General features: G+C 63.7%; 18 protein-coding genes and 1 pseudogene. 6 read left to right on the top strand and 13 right to left on the bottom strand.

Translation table 11 applies throughout. The features are described from left to right. Positions 1-45 precede the first annotated feature (45 nt). The 4 genes from PX554_RS18470 to PX554_RS18455 all read right to left on the bottom strand — a co-directional run bounded on the left by PX554_RS18470 (position 46) and on the right by PX554_RS18455 (position 5130). On the bottom strand, positions 46-1542 hold the full coding sequence (locus PX554_RS18470; RefSeq protein ID WP_275503953.1) for a catalase: 1497 nt from the start codon (positions 1540-1542) through the stop codon (positions 46-48). A gap of 147 nt (positions 1543-1689) precedes the next feature. Further along, positions 1690-2820: a histidinol-phosphate transaminase gene (gene hisC / locus PX554_RS18465; RefSeq protein WP_100239615.1), complete on the bottom strand. Its 1131-nt coding sequence runs from the start codon at positions 2818-2820 to the stop codon at positions 1690-1692. Continuing rightward, positions 2813-3529, bottom strand: coding sequence for a sterol desaturase family protein (locus PX554_RS18460; protein ID WP_242443566.1), 717 nt, complete (start codon positions 3527-3529; stop codon positions 2813-2815). The genes hisC and PX554_RS18460 overlap by 8 nt, the downstream gene beginning before the upstream one ends. Positions 3530-3729: 200 nt before the next feature. Next, on the bottom strand, positions 3730-5130 hold the full coding sequence (locus PX554_RS18455) for an aminotransferase-like domain-containing protein (RefSeq protein ID WP_100239617.1): 1401 nt from the start codon (positions 5128-5130) through the stop codon (positions 3730-3732). 112 nt (positions 5131-5242) lie between these two features. On the opposite strand from PX554_RS18455, the gene hemA reads away from it, so the two are divergent. From hemA to PX554_RS18435, 4 genes are read left to right on the top strand one after another with little or no spacing between them, the layout of a single operon-like run. Next, positions 5243-6466, top strand: coding sequence for a 5-aminolevulinate synthase (gene hemA, locus PX554_RS18450; protein WP_100239618.1), 1224 nt, complete (start codon positions 5243-5245; stop codon positions 6464-6466). A gap of 13 nt (positions 6467-6479) precedes the next feature. Beyond that, positions 6480-8465 (top strand): DUF2849 domain-containing protein, encoded by a 1986-nt coding sequence (locus PX554_RS18445; RefSeq protein WP_100239619.1) that lies wholly within the window; start codon positions 6480-6482, stop codon positions 8463-8465. Continuing rightward, positions 8452-9015, top strand: a complete 564-nt coding sequence (locus tag PX554_RS18440; RefSeq protein WP_100239620.1) for a DUF934 domain-containing protein — start codon at positions 8452-8454, stop codon at positions 9013-9015. Before PX554_RS18445 ends, PX554_RS18440 begins: the two co-directional genes overlap by 14 nt. A 56-nt stretch (positions 9016-9071) precedes the next feature. After that, entirely contained in the window at positions 9072-9401 is a 330-nt protein-coding gene (locus PX554_RS18435) for a DUF983 domain-containing protein (RefSeq protein WP_242443567.1), read from the top strand. Between the two features lie 58 nt (positions 9402-9459). Here PX554_RS18435 and PX554_RS18430 read toward each other — a convergent pair whose 3' ends face one another. From PX554_RS18430 to PX554_RS18405, 6 genes are all read right to left on the bottom strand, one after another. After that, on the bottom strand, positions 9460-9813 hold the full coding sequence (locus PX554_RS18430) for a hypothetical protein (protein WP_157801339.1): 354 nt from the start codon (positions 9811-9813) through the stop codon (positions 9460-9462). 420 nt (positions 9814-10233) lie between these two features. Next, positions 10234-10617: a hypothetical protein gene (locus PX554_RS18425; protein WP_100239623.1), complete on the bottom strand. Its 384-nt coding sequence runs from the start codon at positions 10615-10617 to the stop codon at positions 10234-10236. A 150-nt stretch (positions 10618-10767) separates the two neighbouring features. After that, positions 10768-11742, bottom strand: coding sequence for an aliphatic sulfonate ABC transporter substrate-binding protein (locus PX554_RS18420; protein ID WP_100239624.1), 975 nt, complete (start codon positions 11740-11742; stop codon positions 10768-10770). A 26-nt stretch (positions 11743-11768) separates the two neighbouring features. Beyond that, positions 11769-12587: an ABC transporter ATP-binding protein gene (locus PX554_RS18415; RefSeq protein ID WP_100239625.1), complete on the bottom strand. Its 819-nt coding sequence runs from the start codon at positions 12585-12587 to the stop codon at positions 11769-11771. A gap of 8 nt (positions 12588-12595) precedes the next feature. Next, the gene (locus tag PX554_RS18410; RefSeq protein WP_198771971.1) at positions 12596-13264 is read right to left on the bottom strand and encodes an ABC transporter permease subunit; all 669 of its coding nucleotides are present in this window, start codon (positions 13262-13264) and stop codon (positions 12596-12598) included. Between the two features lie 363 nt (positions 13265-13627). Then, positions 13628-15151: an MFS transporter gene (locus PX554_RS18405; RefSeq protein ID WP_100239627.1), complete on the bottom strand. Its 1524-nt coding sequence runs from the start codon at positions 15149-15151 to the stop codon at positions 13628-13630. A gap of 208 nt (positions 15152-15359) precedes the next feature. On the opposite strand from PX554_RS18405, the gene PX554_RS18400 reads away from it, so the two are divergent. Together PX554_RS18400 and PX554_RS18395 are read left to right on the top strand one after the other, a co-directional pair. Continuing rightward, positions 15360-16277, top strand: a complete 918-nt coding sequence (locus PX554_RS18400; RefSeq protein ID WP_100239628.1) for a LysR substrate-binding domain-containing protein — start codon at positions 15360-15362, stop codon at positions 16275-16277. Positions 16278-16425: 148 nt separating this feature from the next. Beyond that, entirely contained in the window at positions 16426-17172 is a 747-nt protein-coding gene (locus tag PX554_RS18395) for a metallophosphoesterase family protein (protein ID WP_275503952.1), read from the top strand. Between the two features lie 16 nt (positions 17173-17188). Here PX554_RS18395 and PX554_RS18390 read toward each other — a convergent pair. From PX554_RS18390 to PX554_RS18380, 3 genes and pseudogenes are all read right to left on the bottom strand, one after another. Beyond that, positions 17189-18072, bottom strand: a pseudogene (locus PX554_RS18390) (aminotransferase class I/II-fold pyridoxal phosphate-dependent enzyme); the annotation flags it as partial. A 118-nt stretch (positions 18073-18190) separates the two neighbouring features. Continuing rightward, complete coding sequence (locus PX554_RS18385) at positions 18191-19345, bottom strand: MFS transporter (protein ID WP_275503951.1); 1155 nt, start codon at positions 19343-19345, stop codon at positions 18191-18193. Positions 19346-19392: 47 nt separating this feature from the next. Beyond that, positions 19393-20370 (bottom strand): hypothetical protein, encoded by a 978-nt coding sequence (locus tag PX554_RS18380; protein WP_275503950.1) that lies wholly within the window; start codon positions 20368-20370, stop codon positions 19393-19395. Between the last annotated feature and the right edge of the window lie 3 nt (positions 20371-20373).

Raw genomic sequence — 20373 nt, 5'->3', positions numbered from 1 at the left:
GACGGCGCGCGGAGGAACATCCCCCGCGCTCCGCTGTCAGCGCACTCAGCCTTCGCCCATGCCCTCCGCGGGCTTGGGGGCCGCGCCGGAGCGCACCTTGTCGTCAATGCGCTGGCCGACGCCCGCATCGACACTCTTCCAATATTCGATGGCGCGCCCCAGCACCGGCTCGCGCACACCGCCGAGCAGGCTCGCGGCAACCTGGTCGACCAGCGCGGTACGCTGCGCATCGTTGAACACGGTGCGTACCAAGGCGCCTGCCTGACCGAAGTCGTCGTCCTCGGCGTGCAGCGTATAGGCGCTGCGCACCATCTCGCCATCGGCTTCCCAGCCGTCTTCGGTCGGCCCCGTCTCGTCGGCCCAGGACCGGCCGCCGACGTTCGGCACATAGGTTGGCGCGGCACCGCTATGGTCGAATGCCATCTGGCCATCGAACATATAGGTGTTCACCGGAACCTTGGGCCGGTTGACCGGCAGCTGGTGGAAGTTGGTGCCGATCCGGTTGCGCTGCGCGTCGTTATAGGCGAACGCGCGAGCCAGCAGCATCTTGTCGGGCGAGAGGCCGATGCCCGGCACCGTGTTCCCCGGCGAGAAGGCCGCCTGCTCGATCTGGGCGAAGAAGTTCACCGGATTGCGGTTGAGCGTCATCGTGCCGACCGGGATCAGCGGATAGTCGGCATGCGACCAGGTCTTGGTCAGGTCGAACGGGTTGAAGCGATAGGTCGCTGCATCCGCATAGGGCATGATCTGCACCGATAGGTTCCAGACCGGATATTCGCCGCGCGCGATCGCCTCGAACAGGTCGCGGCGGTGATAGTCCGCATCGGCGCCGGCCATGGCGGCCGCCTCGGCGTTGTCGAAGAAGCGCGTGCCCTGGGCGGTATGGAAATGATATTTCACCCAGAATTTCTCTCCCGCGGCGTTGATCCACATATAGGTGTGCGACCCATAGCCGTTCATGTGGCGCCAGCTGCGCGGCAGCCCGCGCTCGCCCATCAGATAGGTGACCTGGTGCGCCGTCTCCGGATTGCTGGTCCAGAAGTCCCACTGCATGTGGTTGTCGCGCAACCCCGAGTCCGGCAGGCGGCGCTGGCTGCGGATAAAGTGCGGGAACTTGATCCCGTCACGGATGAAGAAGACCGGCGTGTTGTTGCCGACCAGGTCGTAATTGCCTTCGTCGGTGTAGAATTTGAGGCTGAAGCCGCGCACGTCGCGCCAGGTATCCGGGCTCCCGGACTCGCCCGCCACGGTCGAGAAGCGGGCAAGCATATCGGTCTTTGCCCCCTTCTGGAATAAGGCCGCCTTGGTATAGGCCGAGAGATCCTCGGTGGTCTCCAACACGCCGAACGCGCCGGATCCCTTCGCATGCGGCTGGCGCTCCGGCACCTTCTCGCGATTGAAGTGCGCCATCTGCTCGAGAAAGTGGACGTCATGGAGGAGAATGGGGCCATTCGGGCCGATGGTCAGGGAATTGCGGTCGCTTCGGGCCGGAGCGCCGCTGCCCGTCGTCGAGCCCGCCGCTGTTACGCTGTTGTCAGCCATTGGAATTTTCCTCTTATCTGCTGCTGGAATTCAATTCTTGAAGACGATGTCTTCCTAGCGATTGTTCTTCCTTTTTGCTCACGAAGATAATCCGCCACAGTGATCGAATGACGACATGACAGCGTTGCGGATAGCGCGGCCTGAGCTTCAGCCGGGTATCTTGGCGTTCCCTCTGGTCTCGTTATCGTTCAACGCCGGCGCAGCGGCATCTTTCGCAATCCGATCGATCGCGCGGAGCAGGCCATCATTCTCGAGCGTCGTCCCGATCGTGATTCGCAGGCACGCGTCGAGGCGCGCCTGGTCGAACCATCGGACATGGATATGCTCCGCCGCGAGCGCTTCACAGAGACCGGACGCCGGACCCAGGCTCTCTGGCACCCGCGTCAGCACGAAATTGGCCTCGGACGGAAAGACATGGAAGCCCCGCCCGCGCAACGCGTCCGAGAGGCGCTGACGTTCGCCACGGACAAACTCCCAGCTTTTGCGGGTCGTCTCGACATCGCCGAACGCGACGGTCGCGACATGCTGGGCGATCGCATCGACATTGTAGCTGTCGCGGACTTTCGTGAGCATCGGGTCGACCAGGCTCGCTGCGCCCAGGCCGTAGCCGAGACGAAGACCTGCCAGGGAGTGGCCCTTGCTCAAGGTGCGCACGAGAAGGAGATTGGGGTGATAGTCGAGCAGCGACACGAGGTTATGCGCATGCACGGGATCCATGAAATCGACATAGGCCTCGTCGACCAGCAACACGCCCTGAAACTCGGCAGCTAGCCGTGCGATCGTGCCGGACGGGATGAGCAGGCCCGAGGGCGCCTGCGGGTTCGCGAGCAGCGCCAATCGTGCGCCGGCCTTGTTCCAGCGCTCGGCGAGATCCGCGGGGAGCTGCCAATCGTCTTCGAGTACGGCGCGGGCGACCGGACAATCCTGGATCGACGCGAGCACACCATAGAGATTGTAGCCCGGCTCGACGACGCCAATGGCATGCCCGGGGGCTGCGAAGGTCGTGATCGCCAGCCGGAGCAACTCGTCGCTGCCGTTGGTGGCGATCACCTGCTCCACATCGCAGCGATGGTAATTGGCGATGGCGCCGCGAAGTTTCGCGGCTCTCGGGTCGGGATAGCGCTGGAGCATCGCCGGGGTGATGTCCGAAAGCGCCTGCATCACCGCATTCGACGGGGCCAGCGGGTTTTCGTTCGTATTGAGCTTGATCGCGGGCGCGCATGGCTGCTCTCCCGGCACATAGCCGGTCATGCGGCGGATATTGGAGCGCTCATACATCGCGTGACAGCCCGTCCTTTCCGGAACGCACCGGGACCGGCGCGGCGGACATGCGGGCAACCCATGGCCAGCGGCGCCCGGCCGCCTCGTCATAGCCCAGGTTGAAGACGGTCGGGCTTTTCATCGGCCGGTCGCGACGCTCGTAGAGCGTTCCGAACAATCGGTCCCAGGTGAAATTGGTGATGCCGTAATTGCCGTTCTCATCATGGAAATGATGGGCAAGGTGGCGCGCCTTCATCTCCGCGAACAGGCGATTGCGCGGCTTGTAGGGGAGATGCTCGACGCAGTGAACGAACTCGTAGAAGCAGGTGATCAGCAGACCCGCTGCGAATGCCATCATCGCGGCGCCGAAGCCGCCGATGAACCAACCGATCGGCATCGTCGCCACGGCGATGGTCGGAAGCGTTGTATAGAGCGCGCCGAACAGAACCTCGAGATGGTTCGGGTCGATGTGGTGATCGTAGTGGATGCGCTTCCACACGCCCGCCGTCAGCGGCGACTTGAACATCCAGCGACTGTGCAACACCCAGCGGTGCAGCACGTACCAGACCAGCGGATAGATGAGGCCTGCCGCGACCACCGCCGCGACGTTTTGCAGGATGGTCGACGGCCGCATCCAGGCGAGGACGCCCGCGGCTAGCGCGAGCAGCAGATACGCCCACACCGCCGGATATTGGAAAAAGGCGACCGTCAGGCTGCGAAGCGTCATACGATCCAGTTGATGTCGGCGCTTCCATATCGGTTGCTGCATAGCGTCATGTGTCCCTTCATGCGCCGAACCGCACGATTCCGGCTTCGGGGGGCGGCAGGGAGCCGGGCGCCGTGGCTAATGGGGTGCCCCAGCAATCGTGCGATTCGACGCCTGATTATATGCAGATTGATTGCATACACTGTCAATGCAATTCCGCGCTACACGACCAGCGAGGACATGGCGGGAGACTGCTGCAGGAGGTCCGCGATCGTGGAAAGACCCTCGCTCAGGCGATCGCGCGTTTCAGGCGCTCCGAGCCCGAGGCGGACAGCTTCGACCGGCTGGATGACCGTGAAGGAATCGCTCGGCACGACGCCGATGCCGGCCTGGCGGAGCCTGGCGGCGAATTCTCCGCGCGTCCAGGGGGGCGAGAGCGGGAGCCAGGAATGGAAGGCATGCTTCGCCGTCACCAGCCCATGATCGGCAAGCAGGCGGTCAGCGATCGCGCGCCGCGCCTCGGTTTCAGCCCGGATGGCAGCGACCACCTGACCCGCCAGCCCGGTCTCGATCCAGCGCGTGGCGATCGCCGCGCCGAGCGGCGAGGCGATCGATGTCGTCGCTCGAACGGCGCCGGACAGCCGCACCGCGGCCCGCAGGTCCGGCACGACCACATAGGCGACCCGCAGCGCCGGCGAGAGGCATTTAGACAGGCCGGCGACATGGTAGACGATCTCGGGCGCCAGCGCCGCAAGTGGCGGGAGTGCGCTTCCGGACAGTTTCCCATAGGCGTCGTCCTCGATGATCGAGACGCCATATTCGCGGGCGATCTCGACAATCGCCTTTCGCCTGTCGAGCGGAACGGTCGCGGTCGTCGGGTTGTGAAGTGTCGGCGTGCAATAGAGGATACGCGGCTTGCGCGTGCGGCAAACCGTCCGGAAATCGTCGGGATCCAGCCCGTCGCGATCGATTGCAACCGGCGCGAGCTCGATCGACAGGTGGGCCGCCAGCGAACGAAAGCCCGGATAGGTCAGCGCCTCCACGGCGATCGGACCGGCCTTGGCGCCGAGCGCAGTGACCAACGACAGGAGCGCGCTCTGCGCGCCTGGACAAACCAGCAGACGGTCGATCGACACATCGGGCAGGCGATCCGCCAGCCAGTCCACGCCGGCCTGTCGATCGATCCCGGCGCCGCCGACATCCTGATAGCGCAGGATCAGATCCATGCCGCCATCGGCTTCGAGGTCTCCAATGCCCGCCCAGAGCTGCGCGCCGAGCGACGGATCATCGAATTTCGGCGGTAGGTTCATGCCCATGTCGACGAGACCGGATGCAGGGCGCATCGGGACGCGGCTGGCCCGCCCCGCGCGCACATAGGTTCCCTGCCCGACCCGCCCCTCGATCAGACCGCGCTTGCGCGCCTCCGCATAGGCCCGGCTCACGGTCGTGAAGTCGATGTCGAGCGCGTCGGCGAGCGCGCGCTGGGGCGGCAGCCGGTCGCCGGCGGCGAGCGCCCCCTTCTGGATATCGCTGGCGAGCGAGTCCGCGATGGCGAGATAGAGCGGACTCGCTCCTGCCGCGATTATAGGGCGCCATTCGTGCGCGGGCCGTTCGTCATCCATTGTGCAAACTTTCGTGTCCATATATATGGATATTGTATGTTGCATTGATTCGGCGCAAGACCGAAATGTGTTCCCCACCCCTGCAAGGGATAGCAGAAGCAAGGCAAAGACCATGGATTATGTTGCGCGGTTTGAATCGCTGATCGGCGAGATGAAGCTCGACGGACGGTATCGCACTTTCATCGAGCTCGAACGGTTGGCGGGCGAATTCCCCACCGCCTTGTGGCGCCAGCCCGATGGCGACGCTCGTCGCGTCACGGTCTGGTGCAGCAACGACTATCTCGGCATGGGGCAGAACCGCGACGTCCTGGCCGCCATGCACGGCGCCATCGACCAGTTCGGGGCGGGCACCGGCGGCACGCGCAACATCTCCGGCACCAATCGCAGCCACGTGGCTCTTGAGACGGAGCTGGCCGATCTCCACGACAAGGAGGCCGCGCTGATCTTCACGTCGGGCTGGATCTCCAATCTGGCGGCACTCGGCACGCTGGGCCGGATCCTGCCCGATTGCGCGATCTTCTCCGACGCGCTCAATCATAATTCGATGATCGAGGGCATTCGCCGCTCGGGCGCCGAACGTTTCATCTTCCGTCACAATGACGCCGCGCACCTCGATGAGCTGATGAGCGCAATCGACCCCGATCGTCCGAAGATCGTGGCGTTCGAGAGCGTCTATTCGATGGACGGCGACGTGGCGCCGATCGCGGCGATCTGCGACGTCGCCGACAAGCATGGCGCGATCACCTATCTGGACGAGGTCCATGCCGTCGGCCTCTACGGTCCGCGCGGCGGCGGCATTGCCGAGCGCGAGGGGCTTGCGCATCGGCTGACCGTGATCGAAGGCACGCTCGCCAAGGCGTTCGGCGTGATGGGCGGCTATGTCGCCAGCTCCTCGCTCCTCGTCGACGTGATCCGCAGCTGCGCCGACAGCTTCATCTTCACCACCTCGATCTGCCCGCATCTGGCGGCCGGCGCCGCGGCCGCGATCCGGCACCTGAAGGACAGCGGAGAAGAACGCGCGCGGCAGCATGCAGCGGTGAGCCGGCTGATCGCGATGCTGCGTGCGGCCGACATGCCGGTCCCCGACACGCAGAGCCATATCGTGCCGTTGATCATCGGCGACGCGCATCTCTGCAAGGCGACCAGCGACCTGCTTCTCGCCGAGCACGACATCTACGTCCAACCGATCAACTATCCGACCGTCGCGCGTGGCCAGGAGCGCCTGCGCCTCACGCCGACCCCGTTTCACACCGAAGCGCATATGAAGGCGCTGGTCGATGGCCTTGTCGCCGCGCGCGCCCGGCTGGGATGGAACAACCGGCTGCTCGCCGCCTGAACGAGGAAAAGTGATGGCAACGCATTTTGTAACGGCCAGCCGGCTGCGCGATGGCGCGTCGGTATGGCTTGGTGACGCCGCAACCTGGGTCGATACCGTCGAGGCGGCGACGCGGTTCGAACAAGACATGCTTGAGACCGCGCTCGAGGCGGCCCGCGCGGACCAGGCGGAGCACCGCGTCGTGGACGTGCACTCCGCGCCCGCGCCCCTCACCTATCGCGAGCAGATCCGTGCCCATGGGCCGAGTGTCCGATCGGACCTCGGGACCCAGGCGGGGCGGCCGGCGCGCGCCGACACCCTCCCCCCGCCACCGTCGGCGCTCGACCGGTCGCCCTACGCGGGCATCTATCGTTACGACGAATATGACCGCCAGTTCCTCCGCGACCGGGCCGCGCAGTTCCGGCGCCAGGTCGAGCGGCGGCTCGCCGGCGAGTTGACCGAGGACGAGTTCAAGCCGCTTAGGCTGATGAACGGGCTCTATCTGCAGCTCCATGGCTACATGCTGCGCGCCGCTTTACCCTATGGCGTGGTGAGCGCCGCGCAGTTGCGCCAGCTCGCTTATGTCGCGCGCCATTTCGACCGCGGTTACGGGCATTTCACCACCCGCCAGAACATCCAGTTCAACTGGATCCGGCTGGAGGATACGCCCGACATCCTCGCGCTGCTGGCCGAGGCCGATCTTCACGCCATCCAGACCAGCGGCAATTGCGTCCGCAACGTCACGACCGACCATTTCGCCGGCGCGGCCGCGGAAGAGGTGATCGATCCGCGCCTGTTCGCCGAGATCCTGCGGCAATGGTCGACAGACCATCCCGAATTCACCTACCTGCCGCGCAAGTTCAAGATCGCCATTACCGGTGGCCCGATCGATCGGGCGGCGATCCACGTCCACGACATCGGCATCATGGCGCACCGAAACGAAGCTGGCGAGCCCGGCTTCAGCTTCTATGCCGGCGGCGGGCTCGGGCGCACACCGGTGGTGGGCGTGCGGGTGCGCGACTGGCTGCCGGTCAAGGATCTGCTACGCTATGTCGAGGCGATCCTGCGGACCTACAACGCGCTCGGCCGGCGCGATAACATCTACAAGGCGCGCATCAAGATCCTCATCAAGGAGATGAAATCCGAAGCCTTCATCCAGATGATCGAGGACGAATTCGCCGCGATGGCGGCGGACTATAACGTCCTCGAACCGGAGATCATCGCCGCCCTCCAGGCTCGGTTCGTCGAGCCGCCGTTCGAAAGCCTCCCGGCCGAGTCCGAAGCGCTCGAGGCAGCCCGTAGCCGTGACACCGCCTTCGCGGCCTGGCTGGAGACGAACAGCTATCCGCACCGCGTGCCAGGCTATGCCTGCGTGACGGTTTCGCTCAAGCCAACGGGGGGCATCCCTGGCGATGTCAGCTCCGAGGAAATGGAGCGCATTGCCGATCTGGCCGACGCCTATTCCTTCGGTGAGATCCGTGTCTCCCACGAACAGAACCTCGTCCTCCCGCATGTCCGCCGTGACGATCTCCATACCCTATGGTCGGGGTTGGTCGAGGCAGGGCTCGCCAGCGCCAATATCGGCCTGTTGACGGATATCATCGCCTGCCCCGGCCTCGATTATTGCAGCCTGGCGACATCGCGATCGATCCCCGTCGCCCAGCGCATCGCGGAGCGCTTCGCCGCTCCCGGACGGCAGCGTGAGATCGGACCGCTCGACCTCAACATCTCCGGCTGCATCAACGCCTGCGGCCATCATCATGTCGCCCATATCGGCCTGCTCGGGGTCGATAAGGCCGGCGAGGAATTTTATCAGATCACGCTCGGCGGCGCGTCCGACGACAAGGCTTCGATCGGCTCGATCATCGGGCCGGCGATTTCTTCGGAGAAAGTCGTCGATACGATCGACGCGATCGTCGACGCCTATATTGCGCGTCGCGAACCCGGCGAACGCTTCATCGACACCTATCGCCGCCTGGGCGCCGCACCGTTCAAGGCGGCCGCCTATGCTGGCGATTGAACGGAGGCTGCTGATGCCCGTCATCGACATGGAGGCAAGGCCGGTCTCCGATACCTGGATCGACGGCGCCCTCGATCATCGGATCGCGGCCGAGCCGCTGGTTGTGCCGATCGCGACGCTCGTGGTGCTTTCTCCGGGGGAGGTCGAGGAGGCCCGGCCGATCGGCGTGCGCGTCACGCCGGGCGCCGAGATCGAGCGCCTGTTCGCCATGGTCGATCATCTCGATTTGATCGTGATCGAGTTTCCGAGCTTCCGTGATGGTCGTGGCTTCACGCTCGCAACGACACTTCGCGGCCGCCACCGGTTCACGGGCGACCTCCGTGCCTCGGGCCAAGTCCTGCCGGACCAGTTCGCGGCGCTATGCGCCTGCGGGTTTTCGACGATTGAGACCTCCGCATCCCATCCGCCGGAACAGTGGCAACGTGCGCTCGCCGCGACGGGCGCAACGGACCGGTCGGCAGGACCGTTGCTGAAACGCCTGCTCACCCGGAGCGATACGGCCCAACAGGAGATGCTGCACCTTCCAACAGAAGCTGGGGAGCCTGGATGAGCGGGACAGTACATCGCCTGGCGGCCGGGTCTGGCAGAGGGTTGAGGTTCGGTCCTATGCGGACAGGTCTTCGCGGACGGTGCCCGCGCTGCGGGAAGGGTCGGCTGTTTACCGGCTTCCTGACGCTGCGGGATGGGTGCGAGACGTGCGGGCTCGATTTCACCGAAACGGAATCCGCGGACGGACCGGCCTTCTTCGTGATCTGCTTCGGATGCTTTCCGGCGGTGATCTTCGCGCTGCTGCTCGAGATCCTGTTCAACCCACCCTATTGGGTCCATTTCCTGACATCGGGACCGGTGTTGCTGCTGGGTTGCCTGATGCCTCTGCGCCCGATGAAGGGCTGGTTGTTCTGCAGAACCTACCTCGCGAACATCCGTAAGAAGTGACGCTGGCGCACCTCGGAGATCGCGCGCGGCCGCGCCTCAGCGCGGCGGTTTCCTGAACTCACGAGTGGAAGCGGCTTTGCTCTCTCGAAATCCACCAGTCCATTTTCGCGTTGGCTTCGACGTCCGACAACTCGGGAAACGGCTCGCCCAGATGGACAAGCGCGCTCTCGACATCGCCTGCGGCATCATCTTCACCGTTGCGCTCGAGGAGCACCAAGGCCGCGCGTAGATGGTGCATCGCGGCTTCGTTGCGTGGATCAGCTTCAGCAGTCTCGTTCTGCTCGAGAACAGCGACCGCCAGCCTCAAATATGGAACGGCGTGTAAACGCTCCGCCTCGACGAGCAATTTGACCGCCTCAGCCGCGAGAGACGTTGCGGCCACCACATTAGCTTCAGGGCTCACCGTTGGCATGGTCCTCACCCGCCTCCTTTTCTCGGCGTCTAAGCTCGGCCTGGACCGCTTCGCGGATGAAGGAGGCGATGCGTCGGCTACCCACCAGCGCCTCGATACGCTGAAGGGTTTCTACAGGTAGCCTGATCGTTGTCGGCTTCATTCCTAAAGGCGGACGTCCCATCGCTCCCGTCGCTATCGACGACGGGACCAACCTCAAAGCAGATCATGTAGACGCTATCGTTTTTACGATTAAACGCCATCGTTTATTAGATAAACGATGGCGTTTAATCTCGCAAGATGGATTCCACACTCTTTGCAAACGGGGAACCGGAGCAGGATGTGGAATCGGCCGAACCCGCCCACCCTGGGTGATTCGGGTTGTTCCTTTCTTTCGGGTGCGGCGTGAAGACAGCATTCCGTCATGGCAGGCACGATCGCCTAGGCTATTGAATGCGTCGCAAACATGATCTTGGTCGAGCGAGCGGCGATCCGGAATGGCTGCACCATCGGGGAGACGAGGTATCTGGCCGCCGAGCGCCCGTCGTGCAGCAATTCGAGCAATGTCATCTCGTCGCCAGTGGGGCAGGCATCGGGGGCGTTCGATGCCTCGAAGCGCCGGCCAAGGCCTGCCTCGAATATCGAGAAGAGGCCGTCGAAGACTGGGGCGAGCAGGCCCAGATAGGATCGTTCGAGCTCCGCATAGAGGCTGCTCTGGACAGGCAAGCCCTGGTCGCGTGCTTGCCGCCACCGACGCGCGGCCGCCAGGATCGGCCAATCCAGTTCCGTTTCCGGCACGGCAGCCAGCTTGAACGCGCGACTCATCACACTCCTCCAGACACTCCCCTTTTTCCACGCTCGCGTTTTGCGAGTCATTCGCTGCGCCTACTGTGCGGTTATGTCAGGAACAAGACGGATCGCTCCCTGGAGCGGTGAAGCGGGGGAGAACCTCGCCGACGAATGCGCGACGATCCATTATCGCCCTCCCGCCCCAGATGGTGCCGGCGCCCGCCATGCCGCAGAGCGGACATCGACGGCCTTCGGGATCAGCTTGAGCTTAAAGAACAGGTCCGCAATCTCCTGTTCCTTTCCAAGCGTTTCATCGGAGATCGCGCCAGCGCCGAACTCGCTGCGGTCTGCCGCGCGCTCCGCGACTTCCCGGGACACGCCGATCTGAGCGGCGAGAATCGCGGCGAACGCCTTGCGATTTCTCTGAGCCCACTGACCGGCCTCGTTGACCGCCGAGAGGGCCGCCTCGAGGACAAGCGGGTTATGCTCGGCCAGCGGCCTTGCGGCCATGTAGAACATGATATTGGGCGCCAGGCCCGTCGCGTCGGTGATTGAGCGCGCTGCAGTGTTCAGTTCGGCCGCGGAAAGATAGGGATCCCAAGTCCCCCATGCGTCGATCGCGCCACGCTCGAACGCCGCTCCTGCGTCGGCCGGCGTCAAATAGACGGGTACGATGTCGCTATAGCCAAGGCCACTCGTTTCAAGCGCGCGAAGGACGAGATAGTGGACATTGGATCCCTTGACGAAGGCGACGCGCTTGCCCTTCAGGTCTGCGACCGTTCTGATGGTGCTGCCCTTGGGAACGATGATGGCTTCGCTTCTGGGCGATGGGGGCTCGCATCCGGCATAGAGGATGTCGGCGGCGGCCGCCTGGGCAAAGATCGGCGGCGTCTCCCCGACCGGTCCGAAGTCGGCGGCGCCGAGATTGATGGCTTCGAGCATTTGCGGACCGGCGACGAACTCCTTCCAGGCCACGGACCAGCCCAAAGGATCGAGCTTGCGCTCGAGGATGCCCGAATCCTTCAAGTACATGATAGTGCCGATTCCCTTCTGGAATCCGACCCTCAAGGTCTTGCGGTCGGCGCTGCAGCTGGTCAGCGCCGCGAAGCCGCCAACCGCCAGCGATCCTGCAAATATGCCGAATCCTCTGCGGGTTATCATGTGTAGTTCCTTCCGGATATTCAGGATCAATTGTCTTCGGTGAGCAGCTCTTCGAGAATGCTGCTTTGGATCTTCGCGAGTTCGGCTGAATCGCGCGTTCTCGGACGGGCGACGCCAACGCGGACGTCTTTCACGATGCTGCCGTCGTCGATAACCAGGACACGATCAGCAAGGCTCACCGCCTCCTGGACGTCATGCGTCACAAGGATGGCCGTGAAACCCAACTTGGCCCACACCCGCGCCAGCAGCGACTGCATGGAAAGGCGGGTCAATGCATCGAGCGCCCCGAGCGGCTCGTCGAGGAGCAGGATGCGTGGCCGGCTTACGAGCGCTCTCGCCAGCGCGACCCGTTGACGCTGCCCACCAGACAAGGCCGATGGCCATTCGAACTGCTTGCTCTCCAGGCCGACCTCGCGAAGCACGTCGCTCGCCAACGCCTTTGAGTGTGCCTTGTCGGCTTCGCGAATTCCTACCTCGACGTTCGCGAGCACGCGCGCCCAGGGCAATAGCCTTGGCTCCTGGAACATCATCCGGAGATAACCGCCTTCCCCCTCCCCGCCCCCGATCCGGTCGAACGCGATGGTGCCGGCATCGGGCGTCTCAAGTCCGGCGATCAGCCGCAACAGCGTGCTCTTTCCTGATCCAGAGCGCCCTACCACCGCGACGAACTGACCCGATGGGATCTCAAGGTCGATGGCGCGCACTACTTCCGTCTCGCCAAATCGCTTTCGGATGCCCAGTATGGACAGTGCGGTGCCGCCGTCCGCGAGTGCGTCCGCGCCGGGTGTGTCGCCCGATGCCGCGGCGCCCGATAGCCTCTCCTTGATGTGGCGGATGTCCTGCATCTGTGACGCTATCCGCCGTGGAACGCCGGGTGCCACGAGAGGGTCAGCCGTTCCATGATGCCGGCGGCTGTGTCGGCCAGCTTCCCGAGCAGGGCGTAGATGACGATGCTCAGGATGACGACGTCGGTCTGCATGAACTCGCGAGCCTGCATCGCCATGTATCCGAGGCCGGAGGACGCTGCGATCGTCTCGGCGACGACCAACGTCAGCCACATGATGCCGAGCGCGAAGCGCAGGCCCACAAAGATGGACGGAAGCGCGCCGGGGAAGATCACCCGGCGGAACAGCGTCGGTCCACTCATACCGTAGATGCGCCCCATCTCGATGAGCTGGGGATCGACCGAGCGGACGCCATGAAGCGTGTTCAGATAGATCGGGAAAAATACGCCGAAGGCGACAAGGAACAGCTTTGCGGTTTCGTCTATGCCGAACCAGAGAATGACCAGCGGGATGAGCGCGAGATGCGGAATATTCCGGATCATCTGCAGGGTCGTGTCGGTCATCTTGGCGCTCAGGCTCGACAGGCCATTAGCCAGGCCGAGCGCGAAACCGATCGTTCCGCCAACCAGGAATCCGATGCCGGCGCGCCAGAAACTGACCCCAAGGTTCCGCTGAAGCTCACCGGAGAGTAGCAGCCGATATCCCGCCGCCACGATGCTGGTCGGGGCCGGGAGCATCCGTTCCGGGAACACGCCGCTCGTAGATGCGACCTGCCAGGCGCCAACAATGCACAATGGCACCAGCCATTGGATGAACGTGTCGGAAATCTGGGTTTTCGCCCTCTCTCCCTTCCGGATCGCGGAATGGGACCTCATGGCAAACAGGGGGCGAATGAGTTGTCCATTATAGGAAACTGCTATGTCTTATACGATATGCCGTCAACCTTGCGTGCGGCTCGAAGAGCCCACCTTTTGGGTGAAGCGCGATGCACGCGAAGCTGAGCGGGTGGAGCCGTTTGCGCGAGCAGCAAGCCCCAGCCCAATCCATCCGATAGAGCCATCTGCGGCTGCGATCGGAGTCTCCTGGCGATCTCGGTTAAGCTAGCGCACCTCCCGCATCAGCCTTCCGACGAGGATAGCCGCGATCGCGGCACCGATGGCGGCGGCTATAAGCGCCGTCGAAAAGCCGGCACGATAGGCAAGCTGCGCTTGGGCTATCGCTAGTTCGCGCGCAGTTCCCGTCAAACCGGCAAGGGCCTGTGGCAGATCTCCGGAAACGACGGCGTCGGCAAATCGACGATCAATGGTGCATCCCGCCCCGGACCGGCATGCCGAGGCGGTCAGATGCCCACGTGTGGCTGTCGACAAGATGCCGCTGAGCAGCGCGAAAGCGAGGAGGATACCGGAGAATCGCGAAGTCGTGCTGATCCCCGAAGCCATTCCCGCCCGGTCGCGCGGCGCCACGCCCATGATCGCCTTCTGGGTTTCGCCATTGAGCAGGCCGCCGCCAGCACCAAGGATGAGCATGCCGACCATCACGATCATCGACTGGCCCAGAGAAGCACCCCAGCTGGTCAATGCGTTGCCGGCAGCAACCACTAATAGGCCGAGAACGAGGACTTGCCGCGATACGAGTCGACGACCGAGCTTCCGTCCGACATAGGGAAAGGCGAGCATCGCCAACGCGAATGGCAACATGGCGAAACCGGCTTCAAGCGGCCCTCTGCCCATCCCGTTCTGTAGAAACTGGGGCAGCAGCGAAGCCATCACCTGGGCGGAACCGGCATAGGCGAACATCGCCAGCACCGCGCCGATGAAGGCGGGTCGGCGGAAAAGCTGGAGATCGAGCATGGGGCGGACTTGGGCACGCTCGACGGCGACGAACAGCGCGAAACCGCAGATGCCCAGCGCGAACCCGATCAGCGTCACCGGTGCCCCCCAGCCATGTTCCTGGCCGTAGATCAGGGCCGCGGTCAGGAAGAACATGGAGAGGGCGAACAGTGCTATTCCAGCAGGATCGGGCTTCCCGGCATCTGGATCGCGCGATTCCTCGATCAGCAGTACAACGGCGGTACACAGCGCAATGCAGATCGGCGCATTGATGAAGAACGCCCACCGCCAGCCGAGCAGGTTGGCGATGACACCGCCAATGATCGGAGAAAGCGCCATGGTCAGCCCCATCATGCCGCCCCAGATCGCCCAGGCGCGGCTGCGTTCGGCTTCTCCATGAAAGCTATGGCCGATGATCGCCAACGCCGGCGCAAGAAGGAATGCGGCGCCAACGCCCTGAAGGGCGCGCGCCACGGACAGCCCCAGTGCCGTCGTGGCGATACCGCAAAGGATCGATGCGACGGCAAAGAACACGACGCCCGCAAAGAAGACACGGCGTCGTCCGAACCTATCGGCAATGCTGCCCGCCGGCAGCAGCAGCGACGCGAAACACAGCACATAGGAGCCGATCACCCATTCGATATCGGCGAAGCTCGCGCCGAGATCCCGTGCGATCGTCGGGAGGACGATCCCGACCACGTTGGTGTCGAGCACGGTCATGGCGCAGCCAGTGGACGCGGTGAGCAGCACCAGCATCGGATTGACCGCGCGCCGCACCTGAGCAGTGGGGATCATATCGCCTTCCCTCCGAGGTAGCGGGTCGGCAGCTCGCAAGCGGGAGCGGATACAAGGAGAGAGAAGGCAAGGCCCTCCCGGCGGTGGCGGGCTCTAGGCATGAGGGGTTCCGATCAATTCGGCGCTGCTTATGGCGCCGGCCAGAATTCATGTCATTGTCAGAGAAATACAATTTAATTAGGTATATCCTAATTAAAAGGAACGCCCCATGGAGCTTCGGCACCTACGCTATTTTGTGACGCTCGCTGAGGAGCTTCATTTCGCACGCGCAGCAGAACGCCTGGGGATCGCGCCTCCGACGCTCACCGTTCAGATTCAGGAGATCGAGCGGACGCTGGCAACCAGGCTCTTTGCGCGGACCAAGCGCTCGGTCGCGCTGACCGCAGCGGGAGCCATCTTCCTTGACGAAGCGCGGGCGGTTCTCGCCCGTTTCGCACAGGCCGAGAGTGTCGGGCGCCGCGCGGGCCGCGGCGAGGTCGGTCGGATCGAGATCGGCTATGTCGGTTCGGCGGCCTATGCCAGCGTCCTGCAGGCCCAGATCCGCCAGTATCGCGCGGCCTGGCCCGGCGTTGAGGTCAACGCCCATGAACTCGCCATGGCCGGTCTTCCCGCCAGTGTCGGCGACGGGTCCATTGATATCGGGTTCATCCGGCTGCCATTACCGCTTCCCGCCGGCGTCAGCCGGCACGTGCTCCTGCGGGATGAATTCTGTGTCGCGCTGCCAGCCGAGCATCCGCTCGCCTCCACGCGAGGGCGCATTCGGGCAGCCCAGCTCGCGGGTGAAGCCTTCATCCCGCCTGAACAGACCGCCGGCACGTATGAGATCGGGCGGCGCGGCCACTTCTCCCCGCGCATCATGGACGCGCCAGGCAATCTGATCGCAGTCCTGGCCCAGGTATCGCTTGGCGCCGGGGTGTCGATCCTTCCGAGCGTGGTGGCTTCCGTGGTCCGGATGCCGAACCTGGTGTTTCGGCCAATCGCCGGCGAGCAGATCGTGTCGGAGGTCGCTGCGATTTTCCGGACCCATGACCCCTCGCCTGCCGTCAGGCAATTCGTGCGTCAGCTTCTCCAGGCGGAGGCAATCGAAATGCACTTCGGATCGTCCGACGACGCGACAACTGATTGAGCCGTGCGCCATCAGTGCTTGAGAGCCGGCCAGCCGTTTCTTATGAGGCACGCTGACTCGCATCTCCGAACACCCCATGGTTCCCGTTCAAGGGGTGGCGGTTTCGGCGGTTCCATCACGATTGAGCTCGCCGCAAAGGTATCTTCTGATGATCGACGTAACCTTGTTGCCCAGCCCGGAAACCACGAATGCCGATCTCGTCTACGCGATCGGCGATGTACATGGACGGCTCGATCTGTTGGACAAGATGGAGCGCGCGGTCGCCGCTGATATCCAGGCCGTGAAGCCGTCGAAGCCCGTCATCTGCTACCTTGGCGACTATATCGATCGAGGCCCTCACTCCGGCCAGGTCATAGACCGGTTATCCAGTCCGTTCGAGGACGATGTTTCGCGGGTTTTTCTTCGGGGAAACCATGAGGACCGGATGATCGACTTCCTGGAGGCGCCGAGAGAGAACGGCCCCGGATGGATGAAATATGGGGGGATGGACGCGTTCGAGAGCTATGGCCTGAGCGTACCGGAGATACATGATGACGATGATTGGCTGACACTGCGCGATAGGCTGTTGGAGGTGCTGCCCGCCAGCCATCAGGAATTTCTGCAGGGACTTCGGCTCGGTTTGGTCTGGCGCGACTATCTGTTCGTTCACGCCGGCGTCGATCCGGCCCGGCCGTTATCGATGCAGGCCCCTCACGATCTCATGTGGATCCGCGAACCGTTCCTCAGTTCCGACCAAGATTGGGGCATGAGGGTCGTGCACGGGCATGTGATCGTTGACGAGCCCGTGTTTCGGGCGAACCGCATCGGGATCGATACCGGCGCCTATAAATCGGGTCGACTGACCTGTCTCGCGATCGACGAACTCGGAACCCGCGTCATCGAGGCTGCCGAGTAAGCCGCTCATCTGGTCGTCAGGCGCTAATCCCCGCTGCGCGGCCCGAAGCCTGGAATATATCCAGAACCTCTTCCACCTGAGCATCGCTGTGCTCGGCACATGACGAGCACCACAGAATGAACATACCTGCTGGTGTTGCAGGCGGACGCGCGGTGTTCACGTAGGGTCCGGCTTCCAGCAGCCCCTGCCATAACGCGATGGCCTGTGCCATGTCGGTCAGGATTACCGCGATGGTGGCCGATTGCGCCTGCTCCGTGCCAGGCTTTTAGCCCATCTCGCGCAAACCCTGATGCAGGCGGCGGGCGTTCTTCGAGAGATGCGCGCGCTTCTCCCTCCGGTGTATCGTTTTACGGATTGAGGTGGCTGCGGCCGCGACCACCCTTCGGCGGCAGCAACGCAGTGAATATATGACGGCGGCCGATCAGTCACAGCAGGTCGAATTTCAGGTGTTCGATACGCAAAAGCCGCCGACGGTACCAACCGACTTGGAAAAGGTGCCCATCACGAAATCAATGTCGCCTTCGCGCCCAAGCTCCTCGAAGACGCCTTTTAGGTCGTCGAGTTTTCCTGGCCGAGCCGGCAAACGGCTCAGGCGCTGGTCGAGGTCGTCAACCGGGTTATGGCGGAACCGCACGTCCTCTGCAGCACAGCGAGCAATCAACATGGATCGAGGCGTGGCTGTCGGCGTCGAGGATGATATAATCGTCCTTCCCGCCATCGTCGAAATCATGCCCAGGTGGGCTTAATAGCCTGTCGAAAGGACGATCGCGTGTTCCGTCCCGTAGAACTCGTTGAGCCGGCCTCGCAGTCAGCGTGTCCGGAATAGGTGCTGTTCAAAACGCGGCTCCTCGCGGTGCCGCCACCGAACTTGTCGAGCGCATTCTTGCCCGCAGTAGCAACTCAAGAATCGCCCTCGCACGCATTCAGTCCACTAAATGCCTGATCCGCACTGTCATTGGTTGCGCGCGAAGGGCGGCAGGGCATTATCCTGTGCCCTTTTATCTCGCGACAGCAGCGCTCACAGGGGCGCAGGAAGCTCAGATCGAAACGCGGCGAAGGCGAGGAGTCCGATAACAAGCTCGGCCACCATGAATATGCCGAAGGCGATGCTGAAGCCCGCTGGCATGAGGGCACCGAACGCAAGGCTTCCAAGGCCGAAGCCGATGAAAAGCGTGAAGACGTTGAGCCCCATCGCCTGACCGGCGCGAGGACCGCCAAGCGCCGTTACGATGCCTCCGAACAGCGGCTGGGTCATGTCGTAGCCGAGCGAGAGCAACGCGGCTACCAGGGGAACCAGGATCAGCGGCGGATCTGCCAGCAGTAAGCCAACCCCAAGGCCACCGGCGAGCAATCCCCAGGGGATCAGGTGGGCCCTCCCCCACCGGTCCGCCGCACGACCGATCGCCGGGCCAAGGAGGAAGCCAGGAATGCCATAGCCGAGAAGCGCTAGCCCGACGGTCGTTGGGCTGAGCGCATAGTGCCGCTCGAGATAGACGCCGAGCCAGGTGAACACGCCCGAGTGGAAGATCGAATTGAGGAAGACATAGGCGTAGGTTCTTCGCCCCCGCGCGGTGCCGAGCAACTCCTTATAGCCGCGCAGCACGTCTCCAAGCGTGCCCATCACGGGCTGGGCAGCGCTCGCGATCAGCGGACGACTTGACGACAGCAGCACCAGGAGCACGAACCCGCAGCCGCCAGCGAGCAGGAATAACCCCTGCCATCCGATCGCCGGCACTACCAACGCCCCCACCGGCGCACCGAACGCCATCCCGCCCGCCATCGCCCCGAAGATCCAGCCGAGCGCCCGGCCTCGTTGCTCATAGGGATAGAGCCTCCCCACCAACGCCAGCGCCAAAGGCACCACCCCACTCGCGCCAATGCCGGTGAGCAGACGCCAGAGCGCCAGTTGGTCGATGGAGTGCGCCGTCGCGGTGAGGATCGTCAGAATCGAGAAGGCTCCGAGCGATGCGAACATCACCCTGTGGATACCGACCCGGTCCGCGAGCAAGCCGTAGGCGAGCGTCGCAATCCCATAGGGGATCAAATAAGCTGGCACGATCAACCCCACGGTTTCGACGGGCGCGTGCATGCGCAGCGACAAGGTCGGGATGATCGGCGCCACCATATAGGCCTGGAAGAAGATGATGAACGTCGCCAGTGCGAGCAGGCGCAACAGCCGCTCGTGCGCCTTGTTGCGCGCCGGGGGGATCTTGGTTTCGATCATTCGGATGGACCTTTGCAATCGTTTGGCTGGGCGGGCAGCCCGTCGAAGGGTACCGTCGCCCGGCAGCCGAGAAGCGCGTGGAGCGGCTGGTCGTCACTCACGCGCCGGAACAGCCCGGGAGATTGCCAGCGCGCATGGCCGTCGAGGTTGCGCGCGCCGCGCCCTTCCCTGAGATCGTCAATCCAGATCGTCCGCGTCTCGAGCGAGATGCGCGTGAGGCCGGTATGGTTGCCGACCCCTGCATGGGCATGGGCGCCAGAGAAGGCGATCAACGTGCCAGGATCGATCACCACCGGCACCGCCCGCCAGCCGGACGGATCCTCGGCGAGATGCGGGATGGCCTGATCGGCATCGACCGCATTGCGGCCAAGCGCATGCGACCGGTCCAGAAGCGCCCTTAGATCAAAATCGCCGCTCGTGTTGCGGACCGGCCGGTCCCAGAGGTCCGGATAGAAGGCAAAGGTACGCCCAGCGGTGATCGGGTAGACCGGACCCCACCAGTTGGTCTGGGCATAAATATTCGAGCCCCAGGTGTCGCGATGGAAAGCGATCGTCGCGGTGGTCCGGGCACGCGGCGCCTGGGCCGGCTCATCCTGATGGGGTTGGAAGCGCAGATGGAGCCGATCCCGGGCAAGACGATGCGGGTCGATGCCCACTGCTTCGAAGACACCGCGCCATAGCTCGCGGACCTCGCGCGATGCGCTGAAGGCTTTCTCGCATCCATGGAAGCGTTGGGTTTGAGCGGCATGATCGCAATGCAGATGCACCAGCGGCGGCGCGTAGGGATGAAGCTCGGCCTCGATCAGCTCGCGTGCGAAGGCGATCAAGGCCGCCGTCGCCGGGAGGCCAGCGAACTTGATGATCTCGCCTGAATAGATCCGCACATGGAAGCCCGTGGGATCGAGCGGCGCGCTTCCTATCGTGTACATGGCGGATAAGCGTCGGAGTTGTTGTCGCCGCCGCGCCGCCCGCACGCT

The sequence above is a fragment of the Sphingomonas pollutisoli genome, assembly GCF_029167165.1.
Lineage (GTDB): Bacteria > Pseudomonadota > Alphaproteobacteria > Sphingomonadales > Sphingomonadaceae > Sphingomonas > Sphingomonas pollutisoli.
The sequence above is the reverse complement of the archived record's forward strand: the minus strand, read 5'-3'. Positions and strand labels throughout refer to the sequence as shown.

Excerpts from the sequence above, each read along its gene's own strand:
- PX554_RS18470 (WP_275503953.1), bottom strand. The coding sequence starts at position 1,542 with ATGGCTGACAACAGCGTAACAGCGGCGGGCTCGACGACGGGCAGCGGC.
- hisC (WP_100239615.1), bottom strand. The coding sequence starts at position 2,820 with ATGTATGAGCGCTCCAATATCCGCCGCATGACCGGCTATGTGCCGGGA.
- PX554_RS18460 (WP_242443566.1), bottom strand. The coding sequence starts at position 3,529 with ATGACGCTTCGCAGCCTGACGGTCGCCTTTTTCCAATATCCGGCGGTG.
- PX554_RS18455 (WP_100239617.1), bottom strand. The coding sequence starts at position 5,130 with ATGGATGACGAACGGCCCGCGCACGAATGGCGCCCTATAATCGCGGCA.
- hemA (WP_100239618.1), top strand. The coding sequence starts at position 5,243 with ATGGATTATGTTGCGCGGTTTGAATCGCTGATCGGCGAGATGAAGCTC.
- PX554_RS18445 (WP_100239619.1), top strand. The coding sequence starts at position 6,480 with ATGGCAACGCATTTTGTAACGGCCAGCCGGCTGCGCGATGGCGCGTCG.
- PX554_RS18440 (WP_100239620.1), top strand. The coding sequence starts at position 8,452 with ATGCTGGCGATTGAACGGAGGCTGCTGATGCCCGTCATCGACATGGAG.
- PX554_RS18435 (WP_242443567.1), top strand. The coding sequence starts at position 9,072 with ATGCGGACAGGTCTTCGCGGACGGTGCCCGCGCTGCGGGAAGGGTCGG.
- PX554_RS18430 (WP_157801339.1), bottom strand. The coding sequence starts at position 9,813 with ATGCCAACGGTGAGCCCTGAAGCTAATGTGGTGGCCGCAACGTCTCTC.
- PX554_RS18425 (WP_100239623.1), bottom strand. The coding sequence starts at position 10,617 with ATGAGTCGCGCGTTCAAGCTGGCTGCCGTGCCGGAAACGGAACTGGAT.
- PX554_RS18420 (WP_100239624.1), bottom strand. The coding sequence starts at position 11,742 with ATGATAACCCGCAGAGGATTCGGCATATTTGCAGGATCGCTGGCGGTT.
- PX554_RS18415 (WP_100239625.1), bottom strand. The coding sequence starts at position 12,587 with ATGCAGGACATCCGCCACATCAAGGAGAGGCTATCGGGCGCCGCGGCA.
- PX554_RS18410 (WP_198771971.1), bottom strand. The coding sequence starts at position 13,264 with ATGCTCCCGGCCCCGACCAGCATCGTGGCGGCGGGATATCGGCTGCTA.
- PX554_RS18405 (WP_100239627.1), bottom strand. The coding sequence starts at position 15,151 with ATGATCCCCACTGCTCAGGTGCGGCGCGCGGTCAATCCGATGCTGGTG.
- PX554_RS18400 (WP_100239628.1), top strand. The coding sequence starts at position 15,360 with ATGGAGCTTCGGCACCTACGCTATTTTGTGACGCTCGCTGAGGAGCTT.
- PX554_RS18395 (WP_275503952.1), top strand. The coding sequence starts at position 16,426 with ATGATCGACGTAACCTTGTTGCCCAGCCCGGAAACCACGAATGCCGAT.